Source organism: Streptomyces sp. NPDC091271, assembly GCF_044757505.1.
GTDB lineage: Bacteria > Actinomycetota > Actinomycetes > Streptomycetales > Streptomycetaceae > Streptomyces.
Genome location: NZ_JBIVVD010000001.1, coordinates 826,376 through 849,273 on the forward strand (window position 1 = coordinate 826,376; position 22,898 = coordinate 849,273).

At 71.1% G+C, this 22,898-nt stretch carries 21 protein-coding genes and 1 tRNA gene; 9 read left to right on the forward strand and 13 right to left on the reverse strand.

Annotated elements, in window-relative coordinates:
* Positions 1-32: 32 nt before the first annotated feature.
* A complete protein-coding gene (locus ACIQM3_RS04085; RefSeq protein WP_401618437.1) occupies positions 33-1,883 on the reverse strand; it encodes a flavin-containing monooxygenase in 1,851 nt (616 codons plus the stop codon).
* A gap of 205 nt (positions 1,884-2,088) precedes the next feature.
* Between ACIQM3_RS04085 and ACIQM3_RS04090 the strand changes: the two genes are divergently transcribed.
* Positions 2,089-3,108, forward strand: coding sequence for an SMP-30/gluconolactonase/LRE family protein (locus ACIQM3_RS04090; RefSeq protein ID WP_401618439.1), 1,020 nt, complete (start codon positions 2,089-2,091; stop codon positions 3,106-3,108).
* 10 nt (positions 3,109-3,118) lie between these two features.
* Here ACIQM3_RS04090 and ACIQM3_RS04095 read toward each other — a convergent pair whose 3' ends face one another.
* From ACIQM3_RS04095 to ACIQM3_RS04135, 9 genes are all read right to left on the reverse strand, one after another.
* Positions 3,119-3,709, reverse strand: coding sequence for a TetR/AcrR family transcriptional regulator (locus ACIQM3_RS04095; protein ID WP_401618441.1), 591 nt, complete (start codon positions 3,707-3,709; stop codon positions 3,119-3,121).
* Positions 3,710-3,777: 68 nt separating this feature from the next.
* Positions 3,778-5,058, reverse strand: coding sequence for a M24 family metallopeptidase (locus ACIQM3_RS04100; RefSeq protein WP_401618444.1), 1,281 nt, complete (start codon positions 5,056-5,058; stop codon positions 3,778-3,780).
* 80 nt (positions 5,059-5,138) lie between these two features.
* The gene (locus tag ACIQM3_RS04105) at positions 5,139-5,876 is read right to left on the reverse strand and encodes an SDR family NAD(P)-dependent oxidoreductase (RefSeq protein WP_401618446.1); all 738 of its coding nucleotides are present in this window, start codon (positions 5,874-5,876) and stop codon (positions 5,139-5,141) included.
* A 122-nt stretch (positions 5,877-5,998) separates the two neighbouring features.
* Positions 5,999-7,153, reverse strand: a complete 1,155-nt coding sequence (locus ACIQM3_RS04110) for a serine hydrolase domain-containing protein (RefSeq protein ID WP_401618450.1) — start codon at positions 7,151-7,153, stop codon at positions 5,999-6,001.
* 126 nt (positions 7,154-7,279) lie between these two features.
* The gene (locus ACIQM3_RS04115; protein ID WP_401618453.1) at positions 7,280-8,158 is read right to left on the reverse strand and encodes an alpha/beta fold hydrolase; all 879 of its coding nucleotides are present in this window, start codon (positions 8,156-8,158) and stop codon (positions 7,280-7,282) included.
* A 146-nt stretch (positions 8,159-8,304) separates the two neighbouring features.
* Positions 8,305-9,288, reverse strand: a complete 984-nt coding sequence (locus ACIQM3_RS04120; RefSeq protein WP_401618456.1) for a BtrH N-terminal domain-containing protein — start codon at positions 9,286-9,288, stop codon at positions 8,305-8,307.
* A 63-nt stretch (positions 9,289-9,351) separates the two neighbouring features.
* The gene (locus ACIQM3_RS04125) at positions 9,352-11,244 is read right to left on the reverse strand and encodes an SMI1/KNR4 family protein (protein ID WP_401618459.1); all 1,893 of its coding nucleotides are present in this window, start codon (positions 11,242-11,244) and stop codon (positions 9,352-9,354) included.
* A 12-nt stretch (positions 11,245-11,256) separates the two neighbouring features.
* The gene (locus ACIQM3_RS04130) at positions 11,257-12,318 is read right to left on the reverse strand and encodes an RNA polymerase sigma factor (RefSeq protein ID WP_401618462.1); all 1,062 of its coding nucleotides are present in this window, start codon (positions 12,316-12,318) and stop codon (positions 11,257-11,259) included.
* A 114-nt stretch (positions 12,319-12,432) separates the two neighbouring features.
* A complete protein-coding gene (locus ACIQM3_RS04135; protein WP_401618464.1) occupies positions 12,433-12,636 on the reverse strand; it encodes a hypothetical protein in 204 nt (67 codons plus the stop codon).
* 485 nt (positions 12,637-13,121) lie between these two features.
* Here ACIQM3_RS04135 and ACIQM3_RS04140 point away from each other — a divergent pair, with 485 nt between their 5' ends.
* A complete protein-coding gene (locus tag ACIQM3_RS04140) occupies positions 13,122-13,211 on the forward strand; it encodes a DUF397 domain-containing protein (protein ID WP_401618466.1) in 90 nt (29 codons plus the stop codon).
* An 80-nt stretch (positions 13,212-13,291) separates the two neighbouring features.
* A complete protein-coding gene (locus tag ACIQM3_RS04145; protein ID WP_401618469.1) occupies positions 13,292-13,954 on the forward strand; it encodes a hypothetical protein in 663 nt (220 codons plus the stop codon).
* A gap of 60 nt (positions 13,955-14,014) precedes the next feature.
* Here ACIQM3_RS04145 and ACIQM3_RS04150 read toward each other — a convergent pair.
* Both ACIQM3_RS04150 and ACIQM3_RS04155 read right to left on the reverse strand, forming a co-directional pair.
* A tRNA-Trp gene (locus tag ACIQM3_RS04150) sits at positions 14,015-14,088 on the reverse strand.
* 30 nt (positions 14,089-14,118) lie between these two features.
* Positions 14,119-16,704 carry a glycosyl hydrolase family 65 protein gene (locus tag ACIQM3_RS04155; protein WP_401618471.1) on the reverse strand — a complete coding sequence of 862 codons (2,586 nt, stop codon included), beginning with the start codon at positions 16,702-16,704 and terminating at the stop codon, positions 14,119-14,121.
* A gap of 90 nt (positions 16,705-16,794) precedes the next feature.
* Between ACIQM3_RS04155 and ACIQM3_RS04160 the strand changes: the two genes are divergently transcribed.
* Positions 16,795-17,277, forward strand: coding sequence for a cupin domain-containing protein (locus ACIQM3_RS04160; RefSeq protein WP_401618474.1), 483 nt, complete (start codon positions 16,795-16,797; stop codon positions 17,275-17,277).
* Between the two features lie 5 nt (positions 17,278-17,282).
* On the opposite strand, the gene ACIQM3_RS04165 is transcribed toward ACIQM3_RS04160, so the two are convergent.
* A complete protein-coding gene (locus ACIQM3_RS04165; RefSeq protein ID WP_401618477.1) occupies positions 17,283-18,407 on the reverse strand; it encodes a threonine synthase in 1,125 nt (374 codons plus the stop codon).
* Between the two features lie 131 nt (positions 18,408-18,538).
* On the opposite strand from ACIQM3_RS04165, the gene ACIQM3_RS04170 reads away from it, so the two are divergent.
* The 5 genes from ACIQM3_RS04170 to ACIQM3_RS04190 all read left to right on the forward strand — a co-directional run bounded on the left by ACIQM3_RS04170 (position 18,539) and on the right by ACIQM3_RS04190 (position 22,717).
* Positions 18,539-19,291, forward strand: coding sequence for a GntR family transcriptional regulator (locus ACIQM3_RS04170; RefSeq protein ID WP_401618480.1), 753 nt, complete (start codon positions 18,539-18,541; stop codon positions 19,289-19,291).
* A gap of 203 nt (positions 19,292-19,494) precedes the next feature.
* Positions 19,495-21,216 carry a purine-cytosine permease family protein gene (locus ACIQM3_RS04175; protein ID WP_401618482.1) on the forward strand — a complete coding sequence of 574 codons (1,722 nt, stop codon included), beginning with the start codon at positions 19,495-19,497 and terminating at the stop codon, positions 21,214-21,216.
* Between the two features lie 214 nt (positions 21,217-21,430).
* The gene (locus tag ACIQM3_RS04180; RefSeq protein ID WP_401618485.1) at positions 21,431-21,613 is read left to right on the forward strand and encodes an SPOR domain-containing protein; all 183 of its coding nucleotides are present in this window, start codon (positions 21,431-21,433) and stop codon (positions 21,611-21,613) included.
* Between the two features lie 55 nt (positions 21,614-21,668).
* Positions 21,669-22,073, forward strand: coding sequence for a (deoxy)nucleoside triphosphate pyrophosphohydrolase (locus ACIQM3_RS04185; protein WP_401618488.1), 405 nt, complete (start codon positions 21,669-21,671; stop codon positions 22,071-22,073).
* Positions 22,074-22,279: 206 nt separating this feature from the next.
* Complete coding sequence (locus ACIQM3_RS04190) at positions 22,280-22,717, forward strand: ATP-binding protein (protein WP_362936775.1); 438 nt, start codon at positions 22,280-22,282, stop codon at positions 22,715-22,717.
* Positions 22,718-22,898: the final 181 nt, after the last annotated feature.

The following is a 22,898-nucleotide window of genomic DNA, read 5'->3' on the forward strand; positions in this document are numbered from 1 at the left end:
GGCCTCCCGCCCCGGCAGCCGGCTTCATTCCGTCAGCTGCTGCTCCCGTCGGGGACGAGGCTCTCGGTGCGGGTCACCGGCCGGGGGGCGGTCCTGGGCCGCAGAACCTCGTCGACGGACTCCTCGCGCCACTGCTTCAGCAGTTCGTGGAAGGCGACGGCGCCATGAGGGTAGGCGCTCGGGGAGTTCGGACGGCCGAGGCCTTCACGGTTGTAGTAGCCGGGGGTGCACCCGGCGTGGAACCACTCGTGGTCGGGCGCGCCCTGGGCCATGACGGAGGTCCAGGCGTCCTCGGACGCGCGTGAGGGTTCCAGCAGGGCGTCCCCGGCCTCGGCCGCCGCCACGAGGGCCGCGGCGTGGACGGCCTGCTCGTCGAGGACGTGCGTGAAGTTGACGCTGCTGGCGTTGTGCAGCGACCCCATCCGGATCAGGTTCGGGAAGTTGTTGCTGGTGAAACCGTGCAGGGTGCGCGGGCCCTCCTGCGCCATCGCGTGCAGGAGCTGGGTGCCGTCCCGGCCGTGGACGGGGAGCTTGCCGGAGTGGATGCCGGAGACCCCGACGGAGAATCCCGTGGCGAAGATCAGGCAGTCGAGTTCGTACGTCTCGCTGCCGACGACGACACCGTGTTCGGTGACGCGCTCGATGCCGTGGGTGTCCGCGGTGTCGACCAGGGAGACGTTGTCGCGGTTGAACGCCGAGTAGTACTTGTCGGAGAAGGTGGGGCGCTTGCAGGCGTACCGGTACCAGGGCTTGAGCTTCTCCGCCGTACCGGCATCGGTGACGGTCTGCTCGACACGGGTGCGCAGCTCGTTCATCTTCGCGGCGTCGGCCACCTCGTACGCCGCTTCGAAGGCCGCCACGTCGCCCTTGCGGCGGTAGCTCGGTACGAGCTTCTCCAGGAGTCCGGCCGAGGAGGTCCAGCCGTCGGCGACGAGGTCCCGGTCGGCCGCCTCGCCGGAGACGATGCGCAGGAAGTTCTCGCGGCGCTCACGGGCCCAGCCGTCACGGTCGGCGCCCACGTCCTCCGCGGTGGTACGGCGGTTGGCGCGCACATCCACGCTGGAGGGGGTGCGCTGGAAGACGTACACGTGCTGGGCGTCCTCGGCCAGCATCGGAATGACCTGGACGCCGGTGGCGCCGGTGCCGACGATACCCACGCGCTTGCCGGCGAGCCCGGTCAGGCCGCCGTCCGGGGTGCCGCCGGTGTAGGCGTAGTCCCAGCGAGACGTGTGGAACGTGTGGCCCCGGAAGGTCTCGATCCCGGGTATCCCGGGCAGTTTCGGCTCGGTCAGCGTGCCGGTGGCGGTGACGACGTACGTGGCGTGGAACGCGTCGCCGCGGTCGGTGGCCACGATCCACGTCTCGGACGCGGCGTCCCAGGTGAGCGAGGTGACCGCGGTGGAGAAAAGGGCGTCCGGATAGAGGTCGTACTTCCGCGCGATGCGCACGGCGTGGCGGCGGATCTCCTCGCCGGGGGAGTACTTCCATTCCGGTACGTAGCCGGTCTCGTCGAGCATCGGCAGATAGACGTGCGACTCGATGTCGCAGTGGATGCCCGGGTAGCGGTTCCAGTACCAGGTGCCCCCGAAGTCCCCGCCCGCCTCGACGATGCGGACCCGCTCCACGCCCTGCTGCCGCAACCGCGCCCCGGCGAGGATCCCGCCGAACCCGCCGCCGATCACGGCGACGTCCACGGTGTCGTGGAGCGCCTCGCGCCCGGCCGGCTCCCCCGCGTACGGATCGGCGGCGTAGTAGCCGAACTCGGCGTCCGTGCCGAGGTACTGGCGCGCTCCGTCGGGCCGTACGCGCCGTTCGCGCTCCAGGTCGTAGCGCTGCCTCAGTGCCGCGAGTCCGTCGGGGGCCGGCGTTTGAGTGGTGGTCATGTGGGGGTCTCACTCCAATCGGTCAGCCGCCCTCGGCTGAACGGCCATCAGCTACCGTAGCAACGACCGGACAACAATGTCCGGTTGCCTGTGCGGGTGGCCGGAAGCACCCGTACGGGGCGTGTCGGCACCCCTGCTCGGGCCCGTCGGCCTCTCGGCCGCCGGCGCCCCTCCCCCCCCCGCAGACAGGAAGAGTGATCCCCCCATGCGACGATCTCCGGTCCGGTCCCTTGCCGTACTCGCCACCGTCGGCGCCCTCGCCCTCACCGGATGCGGTACGGAGACGAGTGCCTCCGCCGGCGGCGAAGGCCCCGCCGGCTCGGACAGCACCATCCGCGCACACCAGGTCATGCAGTTGACGAAGGTGCACGAAGAGACCGGGATGACCCTGCCTGAGGGCCCGACCTTCGACGAGAACGGCGACCTGTTGGTCGTCGACGTCACCGCACCCGAGGGGAAGCCCAAGGTGATGCGTGTCGACGTGAGGAAGAAGAAGGCGCACGCGTTCCACACGGACGGCCGGGGGGCTTACACCTCGGCCCAGTTCAGCCCGTACGACGGACGGCTCTACCTCACCGACTACGCACACGGCGAGATCGTCAGCCTGGCCCCGGGCGGCGGCGACCAGCGGACCTTCTTCACCGGCGAGGTGGACGGTGCGCGGATGAACCCCGACGACATCGCGTTCGACGAGGAGGGCAACCTGTACGTCAGCGACTCACGCAGTCTGTCCGCCGGGGACGCCCACGCCCGGGTGGTGCGCATCGGGCGCGACGGAGCGAAGGCCACCGTCCTGGCCGGGGGGCTGGCCTCGGTGAACGGGATCTCGTTCGACACGGGCTACCAGGGCCTGTGGATCAGCGAACTCACGGAGAACCGGATCTCCTACCTCCGTCTCGACGGAAAGGGAGGGCTGGCTTCCCGGCACACCGCCATCCGCGTGGACGCCGGGATCGCCCAGACCGACTCGATCGCCGTGGACGCGGACGGCAACCTCTACCAGGCGCTGCACGGCCGCGCCGCCATGGCCGTGTACGACAGGAACGGCGAGCGGCTCGCGACGATCGAGATCCCGGCCGGCGCCCGGGGGCTCGAGTCGGCGACGAACGTGGCGATCACCCCCGGCGGGACGAAGGCGTACATGACCGTCAGCGGACCCGCCGGCGGCTACCTGTACACCTTCGACGCCCTGGCGGAGGGTGTGCGGCAGTCCAACGGCGGCTGACGCCCCGCCCTCAGGCGTCGAAGGGCCGTACCGGACCCACCTCGACGCCGAGCAGCCCCCAGGCCGCCGCCGCCCGGCGCTCCCGCACCTCACGTGCGGGACCGCTGGCGGCGCCGGAGACCATGGCCACGGCGAGCATGAGATCGTTCCGCGCGCTCAGCCGGTGCCCGTCCGGGAGGCGCTCCCGCAGGGCACGCTCGACCCGGTCCGAAAGGGTCAGGGCGTGTGCGAGTGCTTCGGAGCGGGCGACGGACCCGCGCACGTGCAGCAGGCCGAGGAAGGCCGCCGACTCCGTCAGGTGCCAGGTCAGTACGCCGAGGACGTCGGCGAACAGCATGTCCTCGGCCGCGGCGGCCTGTTCGATCTGCCGCACGTTCTCCTCCAGGACCGCGGTCGCCACCGCGTCCCGGTCGGGGAAGTGCCGGTACAGAACGCCCTGCCCGACCCCTGCCCGCCGTGCGATCGCGGAGAGCGGGGCGTCCAGTCCCTGTGCCGCGTAGATCTCCCGGGCGGCGGCGATCAGAGCGGCACGGTTGCGGGCGGCGACCTTCGGACCGCCGTTCGCGGGCCGTCTCACGTCCGGAAGAAGGGGCTGGCTCATTCCGAAAGGGTACCGGCCGGCCAGGCAGGGCGATCGGGCCGACCGGCGCCCGCGAGGACGGCGTCGACTCACGCCGCGGGAGTCACTGCCCCTGCAGCTCGCAGAATCCGCGCCGTGTAGGGATTGAGCTCGACCGCTCCCTCCTCGCCGACGACGACCGTCCCTCCTATGTAGGCCAGGTGTTGCCCGAAGGCGTAGTTGGGCTCGAAAGCGAAGGTCATCCCAGGGCGGAGTTCCAGATCTCCGTTGATCGTCGGGTGGTCCGCCTCGGGCGGGTAGGCCTCGGATCCCGCGATGTTCCGGCCGGCGTCCGCCGGGAAGCCGCTGAGCGTGACCGCCGGATTGAGCGCGTGCACCGACGGGCCGAACTCCCAGCCGTCGGCCGCGTCCAGCGGCTCACGCATGGCGTCCACGACGTCGCCGAACGTCCGTCCCGGGCGCAGCGCGGCCAGGCCCGCGTCGTACGCCGCGCGAGCGACCTTGGCGGCGCGCAGGAGGTTCACGTGCGGCTCGCCGATGGTGATCGTGACCTGGTGCTGTGTGTGACGTCCGCCGAAGTTGCAGAACACCTCGGCGGAGATGACGTCACCGTCCCGCAGGATGCGCGGGGCCTGCGGGCGGTAGCCCCACTGCGGCAGCCCGGATGCCAGCGGAGCGGGGCCCGACCAGAAGTGCATGGCCGCGGGAACGGTTCCGCGCGCGTATCCCGCGTGCATGCCCGCCGCGTACACCTCGCTCTCGGAGACACCGGCAGCGGCGGTCCCGACCATGGCACGCGCCATGGCGTCGCCGATGCCCGCCGAGTGACGTACGACGGCGATCTCCTCGGGACCCAGCGGCATGACGACCCGCGACAGGGCCAGGGCCACCGGCCTGAAGTCGGCGCCGGGGAACCTCTCCAGGATGTTGTTCCAGAGCCCGTAGGGCACGATGCCCTCGGGGTGCCAGGGCGGGTAGACGTCCAACCCGACCACGCCGATCGTCTTCTCGGCCAGGCCCAGTTCGTCGAGCGTGGCCGCGATCGCGTGGGAGTCGCGGCGCTGTGACCGGATGCCGCGGGGCGGAACCCACATGGTGTCGCCTCTGCGCGTGGACTCCAGGTGGTCCCTGGCGAACATCTCCATGGGGAAGAGCACGACCGGGTCGCCGCCCCGCGGGAAGATGACCGTCGTCCCGGCCCTGCCGTTCGTGAACCATGTGTCGTAGGCGAACGGCGCCGGGCCGGCGTCCTCGTGCTCCCCGAAGACGAGGAGCGCGTCGAGGCCTTCACGGTCCATGAAGGCGCGCGCCAGGTCCCATCGGCGATCGCGCTCCGCCATCGAGAAGGCCGGTACCACTGCGTCACTCATGTCGTTCCCCTCAAGGTTGTCGGTGAGCCTGTGGAACGAGGCATCGGCCGGCGCGGGCCGGACACGCCCCTGCCCCGTTCTCACCAGGGGAGTGAACCGTCGCGGTCGCGGTACTGCCCTGTCCCTCCGGGCGAGGTGGTCGCCAGCTCGACGATGACGTCGGAGCCCTCGGTGACCGTCTGGGTGCCCTTGTGGCCGTTGAGGTCGGTGGCGGTGAAGCCGGGGTCGGCGAGGTTGAAGCGGATCCCGGGGAGGGCCTTGGCGTACTGGGTGGTGATCATGTTGAGGGCGGCCTTGGAGGGCGGGTACAGCAGATGGGGGAAGGTCGACTCCTTCCGCTCGGGGTCGGAGGTGATCGTCAGTGACCCGGCACCGCTGGAGATCATCACGACGCGTGGGTCGTGCCCGGCGCGCAACAGGGGCAGAAACGCGTGCGTCACGCGGACCGGCCCGACCACGTTGACTTCCAGTACCGGGACGAGGTGCCGCGGCAGGGTGTCCGCGGGGCCGACGAGCTCGCCGGTGATCCCGGCGTTGTTGATCAGAACGTCCAGCCGGTCGGTGCTGTCGCTCACGGTACGGACGGCCGCCGCGACCGAGTCGTCGGAGGTCACGTCCAGCGGGACGAAGGTCACGTGCGCGCCGTCGGCCGCCAGTCGCTCGGCCGCCTGGCGGCCGCGGGCCTCGTCGCGCGCTCCGAGGAAGACGCGCCAGCCGAGTGCGCCGAGACGGCGGGCCGTCTCGAGACCCAGGCCCTTGTTGCCGCCGGTGATCAGGACGTTGGTCGTACTGCTGGAGGGGCTGTGCGATTCGTTCATGCCTCGACCATGACGGGTCGGCCGGGAGCTATCCAGAGAGGGATGAGCCCAGGAGCGGCCCTCCCTGGATGCCCACGCGGGACCGGTGGACAAGCGGCGAACGGATGCGCGTGAGCCGTCGGCTAGCCGCAGAACTCCGCCTCGATCACCGCGTCGCTGTCCCCGGACCAGTCCCCGTTGAAATCGAAGGCCAGCGAGTGGCGGCTGTCGGCTGTCGTGACCGCCTCCGACAACCAGCCGGTGATGCTGCCGGGGTGGCCCCAGACCTTGACGCCGCAGCTCAGCTCACGCTCGGCGAGGCCCAGGCCGTAACGGGCTCCGGGGAGCCCCTTGGCCTCGACAGTCGTCTTCATCTCGGCCAGCTGCTCCCGGGGCAGCAGATCGCCGCGCAGCAGGGACGAGTAGAAGCGGTTCAGGTCGGCGGCGTCGGAGATCATGTCGCCCCCGCCTCCGGCGCGCGTCGGGTTCATTTCCGTGACGTCGAAGCTCGGGCCGGCCGTGGACCCGGCGAGCTTCGCGTAGGCGCGGCTGCTCGGCCGGGGCAGCCGCGGGGCCGTACCGGGGACGGAGGTGGCATGCAGGTGGAGCGGTTCGATGATGCGGTGGCGGATCTCCTCCCCGTACGGGTTGCCGGTGACCTTCCCGATCACCATCGCGGCCAGGGAGTAGTTGGTGTTCGAGTACTTCCAGGAGCTGCCCGGCGCGAAGTCGCGCTTGTTCGCCATGGCGTACTTCACGTGCTGGTCGAGGGAGACCGTGTCGTAACGGGTCCTTTGGAAGGCGTCCTTGAGCATGTAAGTCCTCATGAACTCCTTGTCGTAGCGGTAGTTGAAGACACCACTGGTGTGGTTGAGGAGCTGGCGGAGAGTGATCCGGCGGCCGTCGTGAAGATTGCCCCGGACCACGCCGGGCAGCCACTTGCCGACCTTGTCGTCCAGGGACAGATCGCCCTCCGCTTCCAGTTGGAGCAGCACCGTGGCGACGAAGGTCTTGGTGATGCTGCCGACCCGGAAGTGTTCGTCGGCCGAGCGCGACCGCCCCGTCCTGAGGTCGCCTACGCCGGAAGCGCCCTTCCAGGTGCCGTACGCGTCCTGCGCTTGCCCCACGACACCGGGAACGCCGTCCTCCACGGCAGCGTTCATCGCTTCCCATGTCGCACTGTGGCCGCCGGTGACCGGGCCGGAGACGGGGGCGGCCGGGGCGGTGGCCGCGAGCGATGTCGCGGTGAGCGCGACAGCTCCCACCAGGCCGAGGCGCAGGCCACGGGATGCTCTCATGAGTTGGCACATCCTTCCGTCGAGGATTGCTGGCCTTCGACGGAAGGGACACGGCGGCAGGCGGGCGGGTTGCCCGCCGCCTGGCGGGTTGAGCGCTATTGAGCCGTGTCGGGCCCCAGTGGTGTGCTACAAGCGGTGATCGTGGCGCGGTGCGGGATGCCCGGGGCCCTGGCCCGGCGCGGGTCGGCCCTGTTCGTGGTCGGTGACGCGGGTGCCGAGGAAGGTCAGGAGCGCGTCGTTGAAGGCGTCGGGCTGCTCGGCGCCCGGGAGGTGTCCGGCCTGCTCGATGACGACGAGATCGGCGGAGGGGATCAGGCGGCGCATGGCCTGGGCCTCGCTCACCGGGGTGTAGTCGTCGTCGGCCCCCACCAGGATGAGGACGGGTACGGAGGTCCCGGCGAGGGTGTCGCGGTAGTCGGGCCGTTCGGCCCTGCCGCGCAGTGCGGCAGCTGCCCCTTCCGGGGCGGTGGCGCGCATCATGGCCAGGACGTGGCCGGCGACGTCCGGGAGAGCCGTGACGTTGTACGGGGCGATCATCCTGCCGATCACCTCGTCCGCGTAAGGCCCCATGCCTTCCGAGAGGAGCCGGGCGGCCAGGGCGATGCGGAAGGCCTTGCCCTCCTCGGTCTCGGCGACCGGGGAGGTGTCGGAGAGGACGATCCCGCGCACCCGTTCCGGACGGGTCCGCTGGAACTCCATGGTGATCTGGCCGCCCATGGAGACCCCGCCGATGACGACGGACTCCAGGCCGATCGTGTCCAGGAGTCCGGCGATGTCGTCGGCGAAGTCGGAGAGCAGGCACGTGCCCGGCACGACCTCGCTGCTGCCGTAGCCGCGGAGGTCCGGTGTCACGACGCGGTATCCGGCTGCTGTGAGTGCTGTGACCTGCGGTGCCCACAGGGTGCGGTCGAACGGATGGCCGTGCACGAGCACCACGGGTATGCCGTCCGAGGGCCCCTGGTCGTCGTAGTGGATGGACACGCCGTTGACCACAGTCCTGATCATGGAGGGCACTGTAATCGCCGCCGTTTTCCGGGGCCGCTGTTTTTCGGACAGCCCTTTCCGGGACAGCCTTTTCCGAGACGGCCGTTTCCGGGACAGCCTTTTCCGAGACGGCCGTTTCCGGGACGGCCGTTTTCCGGGACGCCCGCCTAGAGCGTGCTGAGTGCCTTCATCGCGTCGTGTTCGATGCGCGAGAGGTCGTGGAGGATCGAGCCGGCCTGCGTGAGCTGCGTCGCGTCGCCGGACTCGCCTGCCGCAGCGACGAGCGCGGCCACCTCCGTCCAGAGGGCGGCGGCCTCGGTGTACAGGCCCTGGCCGGTGCGCAGACGGCCGCTGTCGATCAGCTGGGCACTCTCGGCGAGGAAGTCCCGGTAGAGATTGCGGAACAGGGCGCCGCCGGTGCCGGCCCTCTCCATGAGGGCGGCCGCCTGAGGCAGGTCCTCCTCCGGACTGTCGGTGCGCTGCAGCCACTTGGGCACCTGCGTGGCCGCCTTCGCGATGCCCCGGTGGCCCAGGTTCGCGATGGGCGGGTTCAGGAAGGCGTCGGCACATGCCCTGATCGCGGGGACGATTCGGTCCTGCGGTGACGCCGGCCCGCCGGGCGCCGTGAGGGTGAAGGAGCGGTGCCTGGCGGTCATGGGGCCGCGCTCGGCCCTGGCCATCGCCAGAGCAGCGAGGCCGGTCGAGACGGCTCCGCCCTGCGGTTCGGTGTCCACCAGGTAGGCGTCCTGTTCGTCGTAGCCGTACATGGCCACGACGTGCCCGCCGAAGTGCACCTTCGTGCTGAAGTAGTTCAGGTGGTAGCTGTCGAGCTGAAGGCCGACCGGCCGGCCGGCGTCGATGGGCGCCGCCACGTTCTCCCACGCCTTGCGTGCGGAGGTGGTCTCCCCGACCAGCAGCTCGAGGCCGAGCGTGGCGGCCAGGTTCCTGGTGAGTTCGAACGGCTTGACGCGACCTCCCAGGAAGGGGAAGCCCATGCCCTTGCTGTCCCAGTAGATGAAGGACAGCCCGGAGCCGAGCCCGAACAGCATGGGCTCGGACAGGTCGACTCCCTCGTGCCGCAGCAGCACGCCCAGCGCCGTCGTCTCGCAGTGCTGCATGCCGCGGGCGTCGATGCCTTCCACCATGGTCATGCGGCTCATTCTCCCTTTCTCGCCCGACGACGACGCCGTAACGCGGCTGATGCGCCGGGGCGTTCAGGAACGGTGCCGCCCGAAGCGGATGTACGCGTACGACTCCCCCTCGCGCGGTGCCCGGGTCCAGGACCGGGTGGTGAAGGTATGCAGACGGCCGCTGGTCAGCGCGAAGCGGGGGAGTGCGAGGCCGAGTTCGGTGTGGAGGGTCTCCAGCACACGCAGTTCGTTCTCCGGTTCGGTGTCCTCCGGGCGGAACAGCCGGGCGGGGTCCAGGGCCTCGGGTATCGCGCCGGAGCGCTGGATCTCCGCACCCCGCACGGTGAACGCGTACAGCTCCTTTCCCTGTTCGGCCACCGACAAATGGAACGCGGTGGGGTGGCCCTCCGGGTGCGAGCGCTCCGGGTCGCGCCACACCACCACCGCGCGGCCGGCGCAGGAGGCGGCCGGAGCGGGGGACACGAACCGTTCGTGCAAGTGATTGGGGTGGCCGTCGAAGGCGAAGGTCCACTCGTCGGTGGCGCGGCCGACCGCGACCACGGCCCGGTCCTCCCAGGGCTCCGAGTGCTCCGCTTCCTGCGTGCGCCGCCGCCAGGGCGCCATGAGCTGATCCGTGGGCGCGCCCAGTCCGGCGTCTTCCTCGCCGATCAGGGCGGGCAGGCGGGCGGGGTCCGCGCCCTCGACCCAGACACAGCGGAACCCGTCGGACGGCCGCCGGTTCGCCGCCGGCTCCGTCAGCCAGGCGAGTCCCGGCGGGTCGAGATCGGGTACGGGCTCGGGAGCGGGGCCCGTCTCCCCGGCCCGTGGTGTCGCGAGGATCTCCCGCCCACGCTCCGGGGTGATCAGCGAGCCCAGGACCGGATCGGCGAGCAGGCCGATCGGGGCGATCAGCGAGGGCCCGGGAGCCTCCCACAGCGGGAGCGCGTCCCGCAGCACCCGCCACGCGGCGTCGGTCGCCCCCCAGCGGGCCGGCTCCCGGGCCTCGGCGACCGCACTGCCCCAGGGGCCGGGCGGCGCGTAACGATGGGTGTCGTCCCGCATCGCGCCCAGTACGGCCTCGGCGGTCTCCCGGGCGACCCCGCGGGCGGCCATCATGCCGAGCCAGTGGTCGTCCCCGCCCAGCCGCCATTCGCCGCGTGCCGGTTCCAGTGCCTGCACGGGGAGGAGCTCGGACAGACAGTACGGGTCGGCCACGAGCATGCCGTAATCCCGGGAACCGTGCGGCGCCAGCAGATGACGGAGCTGGTTCAGCAGGACGGCGCTCCGTGGCCGTCCGAAGGCCAGAGCCTCCTCGAGCAGGGGCAGGGCCTCCTCGTGCCGTCCGCGCAGGGCCAGCAGACGGGCCTCCTCGACGTGCGCGTCCTGGGCGCGGGTGGTCGCGTTGACGAAGTCGGGCCTCCCCGCCCGGTCGCCGTGGAACCCGCGGTACATGGCCTCCATATAGGCGCGGAACGACGGGTAGCGGTCCGGGTATTCACCGCCCCAGCCCTTGTAGAGGTAGAGCGCCCACTCGCCGTCCTGGTCGCTGTCGCCCGGGTCGAGCAGGGCGTACGACATGTCGGAGTCCGTTTCCAGCTGTAGCGCGCGGCGCCACATCCCGGCCAGCAGGACTTCCTCCTCGCGCGGGTTGTCGCCCAGGCTCTCCTCGTACAGCGGGGTCATGCCGAACGGATCCTGGAACCAGTCGATGTCCGCGGCGCCGCCGAGCTGATAGACCCCGGCCACCTGGTCCACGTGCCACCCGTCGCTCACGGCCAGGAACTCACGGTACGAGGGCGGCAGCCGCCGCCCCAGTCGCTTCTCGGCTGCGGCGATCGCGGACTCGTCCGCCCCGGGTCTGCCCTGGCTGACGGGGGTCTGTCCGTCCTCGTCCTCCTCGTCCTCCTCCTCGCGAGGAACCCACTCCTCCTGCCAACGCCCGAGAAATGTGTGCCAGTCGAAAGTCTCACTGTTCATGACCGGATGGTGTCACCGGGCACTGACAACAGCAGAGGGCAGCTGAAGGAGCTCGGTCGAGCCGTCGGTGGCGATGCCGGACGTCATCGAAGGCGGCTTCGCGGGAGAGATGGTTGACGCGTCCACAGGAAGGGGCGGTATGGACGTGGGCGTGGTCGCGGAGGGCAGTTCCGCCGTCAGGCCTACGGGCTCGATCCGTATCCTCACCGCCGCCGAGACCTGCGGCTCGTAGGCCACCGGCGCGTCACCCGAGTCGATCCGCGACGCGTCCTGCTCCGCCCCTTCGGCGCGTTGCGTCGCCGGGGAAGGGGGCGGGGGAGTGTGCGGACGTTCCGGAGCCGGGCGAGGGACCGGGAACTCCGTGTCCGGGGCGGTACGCAGGGTGTCGGCGCCGGCCCTCGGAGGCGGGGCGTCCGGAATCTCGGGGGGATCGGCAGGCAGGGACAGTCCCACCGTGGCGACCGTCACCGCGGCCGATGTCGCCACCGCCGACTGCGTGACACCCGTGCGCGGGAGCCTGCGCACGAACACCCAGACGGTCAGGGCCAGGGTGACACTCCCGGCGAGGGCGCCACGCAACTGCCGTCTGGCCCTGGCGAGCAGCGACTCGGCCCCTCGGTAACTCAGCCCCATGGCCAGGGCCACCTGCCCGACATCGAGCTCCTGGGACCGGAGCCGTAGCGCCTCGGCCTGGCGGGCGGGCAGCAACTCCGCGCTGCGGGCGGCCAGCCACCTGGCCTCTGCCCGGTCGCATGCCGCTTCCTCGACCGGCTGGGGCTCGGCCGGAGCGGCGGAGAGGCTCTTGCTCAACTCCGCGTCGCGGGCGACCTGACGGTGCCGTTCGGCGCACACGCGCACGGTCGCGTGCCTGAGCCACGAACGCACCCGGCCGTACTGGACGCTCCGGTCCTCCACCGCGCGCAGCATCGCTTCGTGGACGGCGTCCTCGGCCTCCTCGGCGCTCGACGAACGGCGGCGCGCGATCTCCAGCAGCTCGTCCCGGTGGCTCCAGACGAGCTCCCACCGATCGCCCGGGCCGGGCGGACGATGAGCCGTGCGTGGATGGTCCCTCACGTGCGAAAGCTCTCCGGTCCGTGGGTTCGGAGCCCGATGCGTGTCGATCGCGGCCCCACGGCCCCTATGCCCCGCGGCCTGGCCGGCATCGGGGCACACGGGCTCGGCGTCGGCTCAGGCCGACAGCGTGGCGGCGGAGCCGAGCCCGGCCACACCCAGTCCGTCGGCGGCGAGGGCGCCCGAGAAACCGGCGGTGAGCGAGGAGAGCGGCGTCTCGAGGGAGACCTCGCCGGCCAGGCCGGCGGAGACGCCGCCGGACACGCCGTCCAGGTCCGCGTCGGAGATTTCCTGGGTCTGTACCTGGGGGGCGGTGCTCATGAGGTGAATTCCTTTCACGTTATTCCGAATGGCGGGGGCCAACTCCGTCAGGAATGCGGGCCCTTGCCGATTTCACGGCTGTGGCGGCTTCCGTGGTGTGGAGGATGAAAGCACGGGAGCGCCTTGCGGGGCCACCCACCCGGCGTCCCTTGCGCCGGTCTTTCCACATCGAAGCGCCAGGGCGATCACATCGGTTCATGGACCGGTACGTTTTCTTCACTCGACCGATCGACGGACTTTCCACCGGTCGAATCTTTAATACGCCGCGAACGGGACATTCTCCGCGACGGGGGCGGTGGTCCGCTCGATGCGTGAAGAGTCACCGGAGGCGGCGGGCCACCTGAGTGCGCGGTGTGGAGATCCGCCGCAGATGACCCGCGGTCCGGGCCTGGCGGCCGCAGGCGGCGAAGGAGGCGTGGCCGGCCGAGCCGGGCACGGTGCCGGGGGCGCCGGCGCCGTGCCGGACTCCCGCGGGTCATCAGTGTGTGCGCGAGTCCAAGCAGGCCGAAGGGCCGGTCCTGCACGTCGAGGCCGGCCGGTGGGCGACCTTCGTGCGGATGGCCGCGCGCGGCTGACGGACGACGGCACGCAGGGTATGCGGCGATACTCATGGCGGAAGTCACTCCGTCATGAGCCCCCTGAGGAGGTGCGTTCCGTGCGGTCGTTTCCGCCGTCACTGCTGTCCGACGGTCCGGTGCAGAGGGTTCTGGACATCGTCATCGCGGTCCAGGAGTCGGGCGGCAAGCTCTCTCTGGATGACGAGATAGGGCGCTACGTCCGCCTGATCCGCAACGACTGGGTTGCCCACTGGAATTGCTCGGTGTATTTCTCCGCCGGGGTGCTGGACCTCGCTGCCGATGCCGTCGAGCGCTCGGGGACGCTCGAAGCGTACCCGTCGGAATTCAAGAGGAAGCTCGCCCGTGCGGCCGGTGACATGGACCCGGCGGAGTACATGCGCATCCTGGCGGAACTGGTGCGCATGGCTGACCGGGGCGGAGTTCCCGAGTACGGGGAAAAGCCCCTGGGCTCCACGGAATTCCTGCAGAGCTTTCCCTTCCTTTTCGGCTTCGGCGCCATCCTCATGGACGAGGGGGACCGCCCTTTCGCGGACCTCGTCCGGTCATCCCTGACCTCCGAGCATCCGTACTGCACGGAACGGGCAGTCGCCTACGCCACCGAAGCGCAGCGCGCACTCGTCCTCTTCCCCGGCGTGAACGGGCTCGGGAAGCGGCTCCCGTGGGCTACCCGGGACCGGCTCCAGGAGATCATCGACACGGTCAACGACCACATGCGGCGCGAGCACGTCACGGCATCCTGAGGCTTTCGCGCTGCGCGCTCATGTGGGCCTCGATGCTGCGTTCGGTGGCCCTGGTCCGGGCGGAGCCGGCCGGATTCGAACCGGCGTCCTCGCGGTTCTGGAGACCGGCGCGACGACCTCTGCGCTACGGCTCCGCCGCCCGGAATCCTAGCCCGCGCCTTCGGCTATTCGCGCGCCGTGGCGGTCAGTTCGGCCACCCCCGTCGGCTTCTCCGCGTCGGCCGAGCGGACCGTGAGCCTGACCTGGCGGGCCGTGGCTCCCGGTTCGTACGGGTGCCAGGTGTGGCCGTCCAGGGAGGTCTCCAGGGTGTGGGAGGCCGGTGCGATGTCCGTCCAGCGGGGCGTGAGCGAGGCGAGCCGGGTCACGTGGCGCAGCGGCACCGTCAGCGTGCCCGTCGCGCGGTCCGGTGACCAGGACGTCGAGGGGCTGCCGTCCACCGCCGCCTCGGCGTACAGACCGGGGGCCTCCGAGGTGGCCGTCGCCGGGCGGCAGCGGGCCGCGTCGGGCGTCGGGGCGAGGTCGGGGCGGCGGGTGGGGAGCGTGAGGGTGCCGGAGAGGCGGCGCGGGCCGGCCGGGGTGTGGACCGTGAAGGGCGCGCCGTCCGTCAGCCGGACCGTGGTCGTCCGGGGGCCGATGGTGATGTCGTACGTACGGCCCCGGTAGTGCAGCCCGGTCAGCGCCACGCCCTCGCGGAGCTGCGGGGGCAGGAGCGGGTCGAGGCGTACGCCGTCCTCGCGGAGCCTGAGGCCGGTCAGGCCGTGCGTGAAGACCTGGAGGAAGCCGCCCTTGCCGGTGAGGAAGTCCTCGGCGGGGAAGCCCGAGAGCGGGTCCTGGGCCCCGGACTTCTCGCCCCGCGCCTCGGAGAAGAGGTTGTAGGGACCACGGACGAACGGACGTACGGCGCGCTGGAGGTACGTGTACGTGGCGCAGCCCGGCTCCCCGATCGTGGCGGCGTCGATCGCGTGCACCGAGTCGGTCATGGCGGGGCCGTCCGGGTCGGTGCGGGCGGCGTAGTAGTCGAGCGTCGCCGCTGCCGCGCCCTCCGCCATCGGCCACTCCAGCGGGTACATCAGCAGCACCGTGTCGGCCTGCTTGATGGTCGAGCCGTTGTAGCCCGCGTACTGGAGGAAGAGCTTCCGCTCGGCGTCGTACGGGATGCGCAGTCCGTCGGCCACCCTGGTCCAGCCGGCGGGTGCCGGGTGGCCGAGGAGTTCCGCGGCGCGGGTGGCGTTGCGGAGGGCGGTTGCCGCGACCGCGTTGGTGAAGACGCCGTCCGTGACGCCGTTGCTGTACTCGTCGGGGCCCGCGACGTTCTTCACCGAGTAGCCGCCGTCGGCGTTGGCCGTGGCGCGCGACTGCCAGTAGTCGGCGATGCCCTTCAGCAGCGGCCAGCCCCGGCCGGCGAGCCAGGCCCGGTCACCGGTGGCCAGGTAGTACTGCCAGACGGCGAGCGCGATGTCGCCCTGGAGGTGGTTCTGGGTGAGGCAGTGCGGCGGGTCCCAACTCTGGCACTCGGAGTCCAGGCGCCCCTTGCTCGCGCTCGTCCAGGGGTAGAACAGCCCTTCGTGGCCCAGCTTCTCGGCGTTGGCGCGGGCGGCGTCCCGGCTGCGGTAGCGGTACTCGACGACCGAGCGGGCCAGGTCGGGGCGGGTGGCGAGCAGCCCCGGATACATCCAGGTCTCGGCGTCCCAGAACACCATGCCGGCGTAGTTGTCGCTGGTCAGCCCGGCCGGGGCGATGCTGTCCGAGGAACCGGGCCGGGTGTTGGCGAGGAGCCCGTACTGCGCGGCCCGCAGCCAGGCCTGCAGGTCCGGGCTGCCCGGTGTCCTGACGTCCGAGGCCCAGGCCCGGCGCCAGGCCGCCGCGTTGGAGGCGAGGACCCCGGACCAGCCGCGCCGGGCCGCGCGGTCCGCCGCCGCCCCGGCGGATGCCGGCGGGGTGCGGGAGGTGAGGGCGGTGTCGACGCCGACGTACTTCTCGAAGGTGTACGAGCGCCCGGCCCTCACCCGGGCGGTGCGGGCGCCGGCGGTGCCCCGCTGGGCGATCGCCCCCGACGTGCCCGTGCCGAGCGTGCGGAAGGTGCCGTCATCGGCGACCGTGACCCGGCGCGCCCCTCGTTCGTCCAGCCGGCCCGTCACCGTGGCGGTGCCGCTCCAGTGCGGGGTCATCCGCAGGCGTACGGCGCCGGTGTGCACGTCGGAGCGGTCGGCCAGCACCTCGTAGGTCAGGTCGGTCGCGCGGCCGTCGGCCGTGGTCCACCGCAGGGAGGTGACCACGACGCCGCAGCGCAGGTGGAGGGTCTGGCGGTAGCGGGAGACGCGGCCGGCGGGGGTGGCGGAGCCGTACGTCTCGGAGCCCACGCGCACGTCGAGCGTGGTCCAGGACGGCAGGGCGGCGATCACCTCGCGGCCCTCGGCGAGGCCTTTGTCGCGAGCGTAGAGCCCGGAGACGAAGGCTCCGTCGTACCGTGGGGTGTAGAGGGGCCAGCCCGTCTTCTCGCCCGTGGCGGCGTATCCGGCGCCGGTGGCGGGCACGCGGTGGCCCAGGTAGCCGTTGCCGACATAGGGGTCGTATCCCGCGGCCTCGCCGAAGGTGGTGGACGTCGGTGCCCACGAGGCGTCGGGGTGCGTACCTGTCCTCCCGCACACCTGATCCGGGGCGGACCCGGCGGCATGCGAGAGCGGCGGCAGGGGGAGGACCAACGCGCCCGCGACGACCGGCGCGAGAAGAGAGATGCGCTTGAGGCTCACCCCACGAAGGTAGGGAAGACGACGCCGCCGGTGCGGTACCGGCGCGCGGGACGAGCGGACCGGTCCACGGCCGGAGGCAGGGAGAGCGGCATGTCCTATCCGGAACCCGTCTACAGGGACGGTGCGGGCGAGATCAGCGCGACGTACCGTCCGGCTGGCACCGCCGCGAATCTGCTGACACGCAGCGGCGGATCCACCCACTACCTGGCCACGGCGGAGTCGACGCACGGCGAATTCGGGCTGTACCGGATCAACATGGGCCCCAAGGCGGGCGGCCCGGCCGAGCATTTCCACCGGTCGATCTCCGAGTCGTTCTTCATCCTCGACGGGACGGTGCGGATCTACGACGGCGAGCGATGGGTCGACGCCACCCAGGGCGACTTCCTGTACGTGCCCCAGGGCGGCCTGCACGCCTTCCGCAACGACTCCGAGGAACCCGCTTCCATGCTGCTGCTCTTCACGCCCGGAGCGCCCCGTGAGGAGTACTTCGAGAAGGTCGGGCAGGTCTCCGACTGGCCCGAGAAGCAGCGGGCGGAGTTCTTCATCAAGCACGACACGTACTGGACGGGCTGAGGGCCCTACGGCGCGAGGCCCGTCTTGAGGCCGGCGCCGCAGAGCGGGACGACCACGCTTCGGTCCGTCATGCCGCCCACGGCGGCCCAGCACGCGACGCCGGTCGTCTCGACGAAGAAGCCGCGGCGGGCCAGATCCCTCTGCGCCTCGCGGATCTGTTTCTCCGTCACGGTCAGGAAGGTGCCGCCCGACTCCCGGACGGCGGCGAGGATCTGCCGGGCGCGGGGCGGCCGGGGGATGGCGATCCCCTCGGCGAGGGTGGCCCGCGCCCGGTCCGGGACTCCCGGGACTCCGGACAGCCCGTCGGCCCCCGCCCGGAACGCCGCGGCCAGCGGGGACACCGCCTCGGCCTGTACGGCGATCAGCGCCGGCCGGCGGTCGATCAGGCCGTGGGCGAGGAGTTCCGCGGTGGCGAGGGCCGCGCCCAGGAGCAGGGTGCCGTTGCCGACCGGCACGGCGATGGCGTCGGGCAGGGTGCCGCCGAGCTCTTCCCAGATCTCGTAGACGTACGTCTTGGTGCCGTGCAGGAAGTACGGGTTGAAGACGTGCGAGGCGTAGAAGCTGCCGGGTACGTCGGCGGCTGCCCGGGCGGCGGCCGCAGCGGCCTCGCGGCCGCCGGGCACGGTTTCCGGCCGGGCGCCGTGGGCGCGGATCTGCTCCGTCTTCTTGGGCGAGGTCCCCTCGGGCACGTAGACCGTGCACGGCAGCCCGGCCCGGGCGCAGTACGCGGCGACGGCTGTCCCCGCGTTCCCGCTGCTGTCCGCGACGACCCGCTCCGGGGAGAGCCTGCGGGCCAGTTCGGCCAGCATGACGGCGCCACGGTCCTTGAAGGAGAGCGTGGGCATCATGTAGTCGAGCTTGGCCGAGACCCGGTCCGTGAGGGGGACGAGGGGGGTCCGGCCCTCGCCCAGGGAGACCGCCGGGGAGGCGAGGGGGAGAACCTCCTCGTAACGCCACAGCGAATTGACGCGTCCGCCCAGTGCGTCGAGGCGGACCGGCGGCAGGACGCCGGTGTCGAGGTCCCAGGGGCCACCGCAGACAGGGCAGCACCAGGCCGTCGTGGCGGAGTCGGCCCTGGCCCCGTCCCGCGGGCAGAGATAGGTCGCCGAGGGCACTGGGGTGTCCGCCATGGGGCGAGTCTATTCGGTATGCGCAGGTGGGTGGGGAATCATCACTTCGAGTGAAACCCTGGCCTGTGCTTGCGGTACTCAACCCACGGTTGCGACGCTGTTGCTGTCTGTCAACCTGTTGGGAGTGGCCTGTGCCTTTCGGTGAGCAGCCCGCCTATCTGCGCGTGGCGAGCGATCTCAGGGAGAAGATCGTCAACGGCGCGCTGCCGCCCCATACCCGCCTGCCGTCGCAGGCCCGTATCCGTGAGGAGTACGGCGTCTCGGACACCGTGGCGCTGGAGGCCCGCAAGGTGCTGATGGCCGAGGGGCTCGTCGAGGGCCGGTCGGGTTCGGGCACCTATGTGCGCGCCCGTCCGGTCCCGCGCCGGATCGCCCGCTCCGGCTACCGGTCGGGAGCGGGGACCGGTCCGTTCCGTCAGGAACAGACGGCGGAAGGGGCGCGGGGGACCTGGGAGTCCCGCAGCGAGCAGGAGGGGGCGAGCGCCGAGATCGCCGAGCGGCTCGGGATCGAGCCGGGCGACCGCGTGATGCGCACGAGGTACGTCTTCCGGGAGGCGGGCGAGCCGATGATGCTGTCCACCTCCTGGGAGCCCCTGGCCGTCACGGGGCGCACGCCGGTGATGCTGCCGGAGGAGGGCCCGCTGGGCGGCTGCGGCGTCGTCGACCGCATGGCGGCGATCGACGTCGTCGTGGACAACGTGGCGGAGGAGGTCGGCGCGCGCCCCGGGCTGGCGGAGGAGCTCCTGACGCTCGGCGGGGTGCCGGGCCACGTGGTGATGGTGATCGGGCGGACGTACTACGCCTCGGGGCGGGCGGTGGAGACGGCCGATGTGGTCGTCCCCGCCGACCGCTACAGGATTGCCTACCATCTGCCGGTCAAGTAGCCCCTGGGGCGCGTGAGGTGAAAGGTGGGACGGCTGTGGTGACCGCTGGGAGCGACAGCCTGTCCGCAGCGGTTGATGCGGAGTTAACGAACCCGCGCCGCACGTAACCGGCGGGCAATCGTCCGCCGCGCCCCCTTGTCATGTCCAAGTCCTAACTTCCCGTTCGTCACCCGCACACCGGACCGACGAACGGGAAGTCACCGATGACGGACATCGCAACGCCCACGGCGGGCGAGGCGCCGCGGCAGGAGCCCCAGGAAGGCCCCCGGCCGCCCCGGCGCAGCTACGCCGCCCTCGCGGCCGACGAGAGCCGCGAGGACTACTCCCTCCGCTACGCGCCGCACTCCTTCCGGCGCTGGTCGCCCTCGACGGTCGCGGGGACGGCGCTCGGCGGCATCGCATATCTGGCCGACTTCGCGATCGGCGCGTCGATCGTCTTCACCTACGGCTTCACCAGCGGGCTCGCCTCGATCCTGGCCGCGGCGGCGATCATCTTCCTCACCGGCATCCCGATCGCCCGGGCGTGCGCGAAGTACGGCCTGGACATGGACCTGGTGACCCGCGGGGCGGGCTTCGGCTACTTCGGCTCGACGCTGACCTCGCTGATCTACGCGTCCTTCACCTTCATCTTCTTCGCGCTCGAAGGCTCGATCATGGCGCAGGCCATGCACCAGGCAGTCGGGCTCCCCGTCGAGGCCGGCTATCTGATCACCACGCTGATCGTCATCCCCATCGTGTTCCGGGGCATGGGCGCGCTGGCCAAGGTGCAGGCCTGGACCCAGCCGGTCTGGATCATCGGCATGGTGCTCCCCTTCGTGGTGCTCGCCGTCGAAGCCCCCGGCTCCTGGGGCGCGTTCAGCTCCTTCACGGGCACGGAGGGGGCGGAGCCGGGCTTCTCCTGGATCGCCTTCGGACTCGGTACGGGCGTCGCGCTCTCGCTCATCGCGCAGATCGGTGAACAGGCCGACTACCTGCGCTTCATGCCGGCCAAGACCGAGGCCAACAAGCGCCGGTGGAACCTCGCCGTCCTCGCGGCCGGGCCCGGCTGGGTCATCATCGGGGCCGCGAAGCAGCTCGGGGGCGCCTTCCTCGCCTTCGTCGCCCTGGAGGCGGTCGGCAAGACGCACGCGCTGGAGCCGATCGCACCGCAGATCGAGGCCCTGAAACCGTGGCTCGGCTCGTTCGCGCTCCCGGCCGCCGCCCTCTTCGTGATCGTCTCCCAGATCAAGATCAACGTGACCAACGCCTACAGCGGCTCGCTGTCCTGGTCGAACTTCTTCTCCCGGATCACGCACAAGCACCCGGGCCGCGTCTGGTACATCTTCCTCAACCTCGCCATCGCGCTGACGCTGATGGAGATGAACATGTTCGCGGCCCTCAACAAGCTGCTGGGCTTCTACTCCAACGTGGGCATCGCCTGGATCGCGGCCGTCGCCGCCGACCTGGTCATCAACAAGCGGATCGGGCTGAGCCCCCGTTACATCGAGTTCAAGCGGGCTTACCTCCACGCGGTCAATCCGGCCGGCTTCGGGGCGATGGTGATCGCGTCGACCGTCTCGATCCTCGCCTTCTTCGGCCTGTTCGGCAGGTACGCGGAGGCCTTCTCGACCTTCATCGCGGCCGGACTGTCGCTGGTCCTCTGCCCGTTGATCGCCTGGCTGACGAAGGGGAAGTACTACCTGGCCCGGCCGAACCCGGTGAACGGCCCGGACGTCGACATCGCCGACATCACCGCCACGCACACCTGCGCGGTGTGCGAAAACGCCTACGAGCTCCCGGACATCGCCGACTGCCCGGTCCGGTCGGGGCCGGTCTGCTCCCTGTGCTGCTCGTTGGACGAGGAGTGCGGAGACGTCTGCCGCAAGGAACCAGCGGCCGGCCCGGTGCTGATGCCGATGCCGGTCGTACGGACACCCGCCGGCTGATGTCGTAGAGGCGCCGGCTCGTGGCCGGAAGGGGGCGCATTCGATGGAGTGCGCCCCCTTTGATATGGCCGGATGCGTGTCTCTTTGTGTAAACACGCATCCGCTGAGTGAAGGTCAGGCGTACGCTCGGGCATATGCGTACTGCGGTTTCCTGGGGATCCTTAGAGACGTGCACGCCGGTGGGGAGAGGGGCGGGATGCTGGGGAGGGAAGTCATGACTGACAGCGGTGCCGTGCTCCCCTGGCTGGTGATCAGACAGGACGACAACGGCAGCAGATACCGCGTCGGGCGTTACGCGACGCAGGACGAGGCTCAGAAGATCGCCGACGGCCTGGACCGTCATGGACACAAGCAGCTCTACTGGGTGGAGCGGACGAGCCGGAGCGCACGCCCTTAGTCCGTGACCATCCAGCGCGACCGGCGGGAGAGAGTCACCGGTTACGCTCCCGCACATGAGTGTTTCCGTGGTGGTGGCCGGGGCCGTCTGTCACGGCGGACGGCTCCTGGCCGCCCGCCGCAGCGCCCCGCCGGAGCTGGCCGGACGCTGGGAGCTGCCGGGCGGCAAGCTGGAGCCCGGGGAGAGCGGAGAGCAGGCGCTCGTACGGGAACTCCGCGAGGAGCTGGGCGTGGAGGCGGAGCCTCTGGAGCGCATCCCGGGGGAGTGGCCGCTGAAGCCCGGCCTCGTGCTCCGGGTGTGGACGGTGCGGCTGCTGTCGGGCGAGCCCACCCCGCTGGAGGACCACGACGAGCTGCGCTGGCTCGCGCCGGAGGAGACGGACACCGTCGACTGGCTGGACCAGGACCGCCCCGCCGTGGCGGAAGCCGTTCGCCGGCTGCGGGAGACCATGCGGGCCTGACTGCGGGAGGCCAGGCGGGCCTGAGCGGCGCGGCCGCGAGCCCCGGGAACCGTGAGGGCGGCGCCCCGTTTCCGCCTGCCGACCAGCCCGGCGACATACACCCGTACGCCCCATAGGGCAGCGTCTGCGATAGGTTGCGCCGAATATCGGGTATGTGCGGATTATGCCCTTTCAACAGGGTGCGCCCCCGCTGCCGGCTCTGGGAAGTGATCGGCGTGACCGATACCGAAGGCGATTCTGCCGAGTGGAGCTTTCCGGCGGTGCCGGGCTCCGTGCGCAGCGCCAGGCATGCGGTCCGTGACGCACTGCACCAATGGGGGTTCGACACGGCGGTCGGGGACGTCGCCGTACTCCTCGTCAGCGAACTCGTGACCAATTCCCTGCGCTATGCCTCCGGTCCCATCGGCGTCCGCCTGAGGTGGCCGCATCCCGACGGCGAGGCGCCCGACGCAGGTGCCGAGGGGCGGGGCCTTCTGGTGGAAGTCTCCGATCCGGTTCCGGATCCGCCCACCGAACGCACGGCCGGACCCGAGGACGAGGGCGGTCGCGGACTGCAGCTCGTGGCTTGTTCCGCGCGCCGCTGGGGGACCCGGCGCGGGAAAAGTGGCAAGACCGTGTGGTTCGAGCTCGCTCTGCCTGGTTAGGAGTGGGGAGGGACGCACAGCGATCACCGGAGGTCGGGCAGAACCTGGCTGAAAGGGACTGAGACCTTGCTGTGATCGTGAACGCCGTGCCGGTGAGGGCCGTAGTGCTGAATACTGCGGGCAGGACCGGTCCGGTGTGTGAGCTGGAGGGGACGGTCGCGTGAGCGAGATACCTGGAACG

Coding starts and splice junctions, on each gene's coding strand:
- ACIQM3_RS04105 (WP_401618446.1), bottom strand. CDS start 5,876: ATGAACGAATCGCACAGCCCCTCCAGCAGTACGACCAACGTCCTGATC.
- ACIQM3_RS04165 (WP_401618477.1), bottom strand. CDS start 18,407: ATGGCGGACACCCCAGTGCCCTCGGCGACCTATCTCTGCCCGCGGGAC.
- ACIQM3_RS04090 (WP_401618439.1), top strand. CDS start 2,089: ATGCGACGATCTCCGGTCCGGTCCCTTGCCGTACTCGCCACCGTCGGC.
- ACIQM3_RS04125 (WP_401618459.1), bottom strand. CDS start 11,244: ATGAACAGTGAGACTTTCGACTGGCACACATTTCTCGGGCGTTGGCAG.
- ACIQM3_RS04115 (WP_401618453.1), bottom strand. CDS start 8,158: ATGATCAGGACTGTGGTCAACGGCGTGTCCATCCACTACGACGACCAG.
- ACIQM3_RS04100 (WP_401618444.1), bottom strand. CDS start 5,058: ATGAGTGACGCAGTGGTACCGGCCTTCTCGATGGCGGAGCGCGATCGC.
- ACIQM3_RS04185 (WP_401618488.1), top strand. CDS start 21,669: ATGAGTGTTTCCGTGGTGGTGGCCGGGGCCGTCTGTCACGGCGGACGG.
- ACIQM3_RS04175 (WP_401618482.1), top strand. CDS start 19,495: ATGACGGACATCGCAACGCCCACGGCGGGCGAGGCGCCGCGGCAGGAG.
- ACIQM3_RS04095 (WP_401618441.1), bottom strand. CDS start 3,709: ATGAGCCAGCCCCTTCTTCCGGACGTGAGACGGCCCGCGAACGGCGGT.
- ACIQM3_RS04135 (WP_401618464.1), bottom strand. CDS start 12,636: ATGAGCACCGCCCCCCAGGTACAGACCCAGGAAATCTCCGACGCGGAC.
- ACIQM3_RS04085 (WP_401618437.1), bottom strand. CDS start 1,883: ATGACCACCACTCAAACGCCGGCCCCCGACGGACTCGCGGCACTGAGG.
- ACIQM3_RS04110 (WP_401618450.1), bottom strand. CDS start 7,153: ATGAGAGCATCCCGTGGCCTGCGCCTCGGCCTGGTGGGAGCTGTCGCG.
- ACIQM3_RS04160 (WP_401618474.1), top strand. CDS start 16,795: ATGTCCTATCCGGAACCCGTCTACAGGGACGGTGCGGGCGAGATCAGC.
- ACIQM3_RS04180 (WP_401618485.1), top strand. CDS start 21,431: ATGACTGACAGCGGTGCCGTGCTCCCCTGGCTGGTGATCAGACAGGAC.
- ACIQM3_RS04120 (WP_401618456.1), bottom strand. CDS start 9,288: ATGACCATGGTGGAAGGCATCGACGCCCGCGGCATGCAGCACTGCGAG.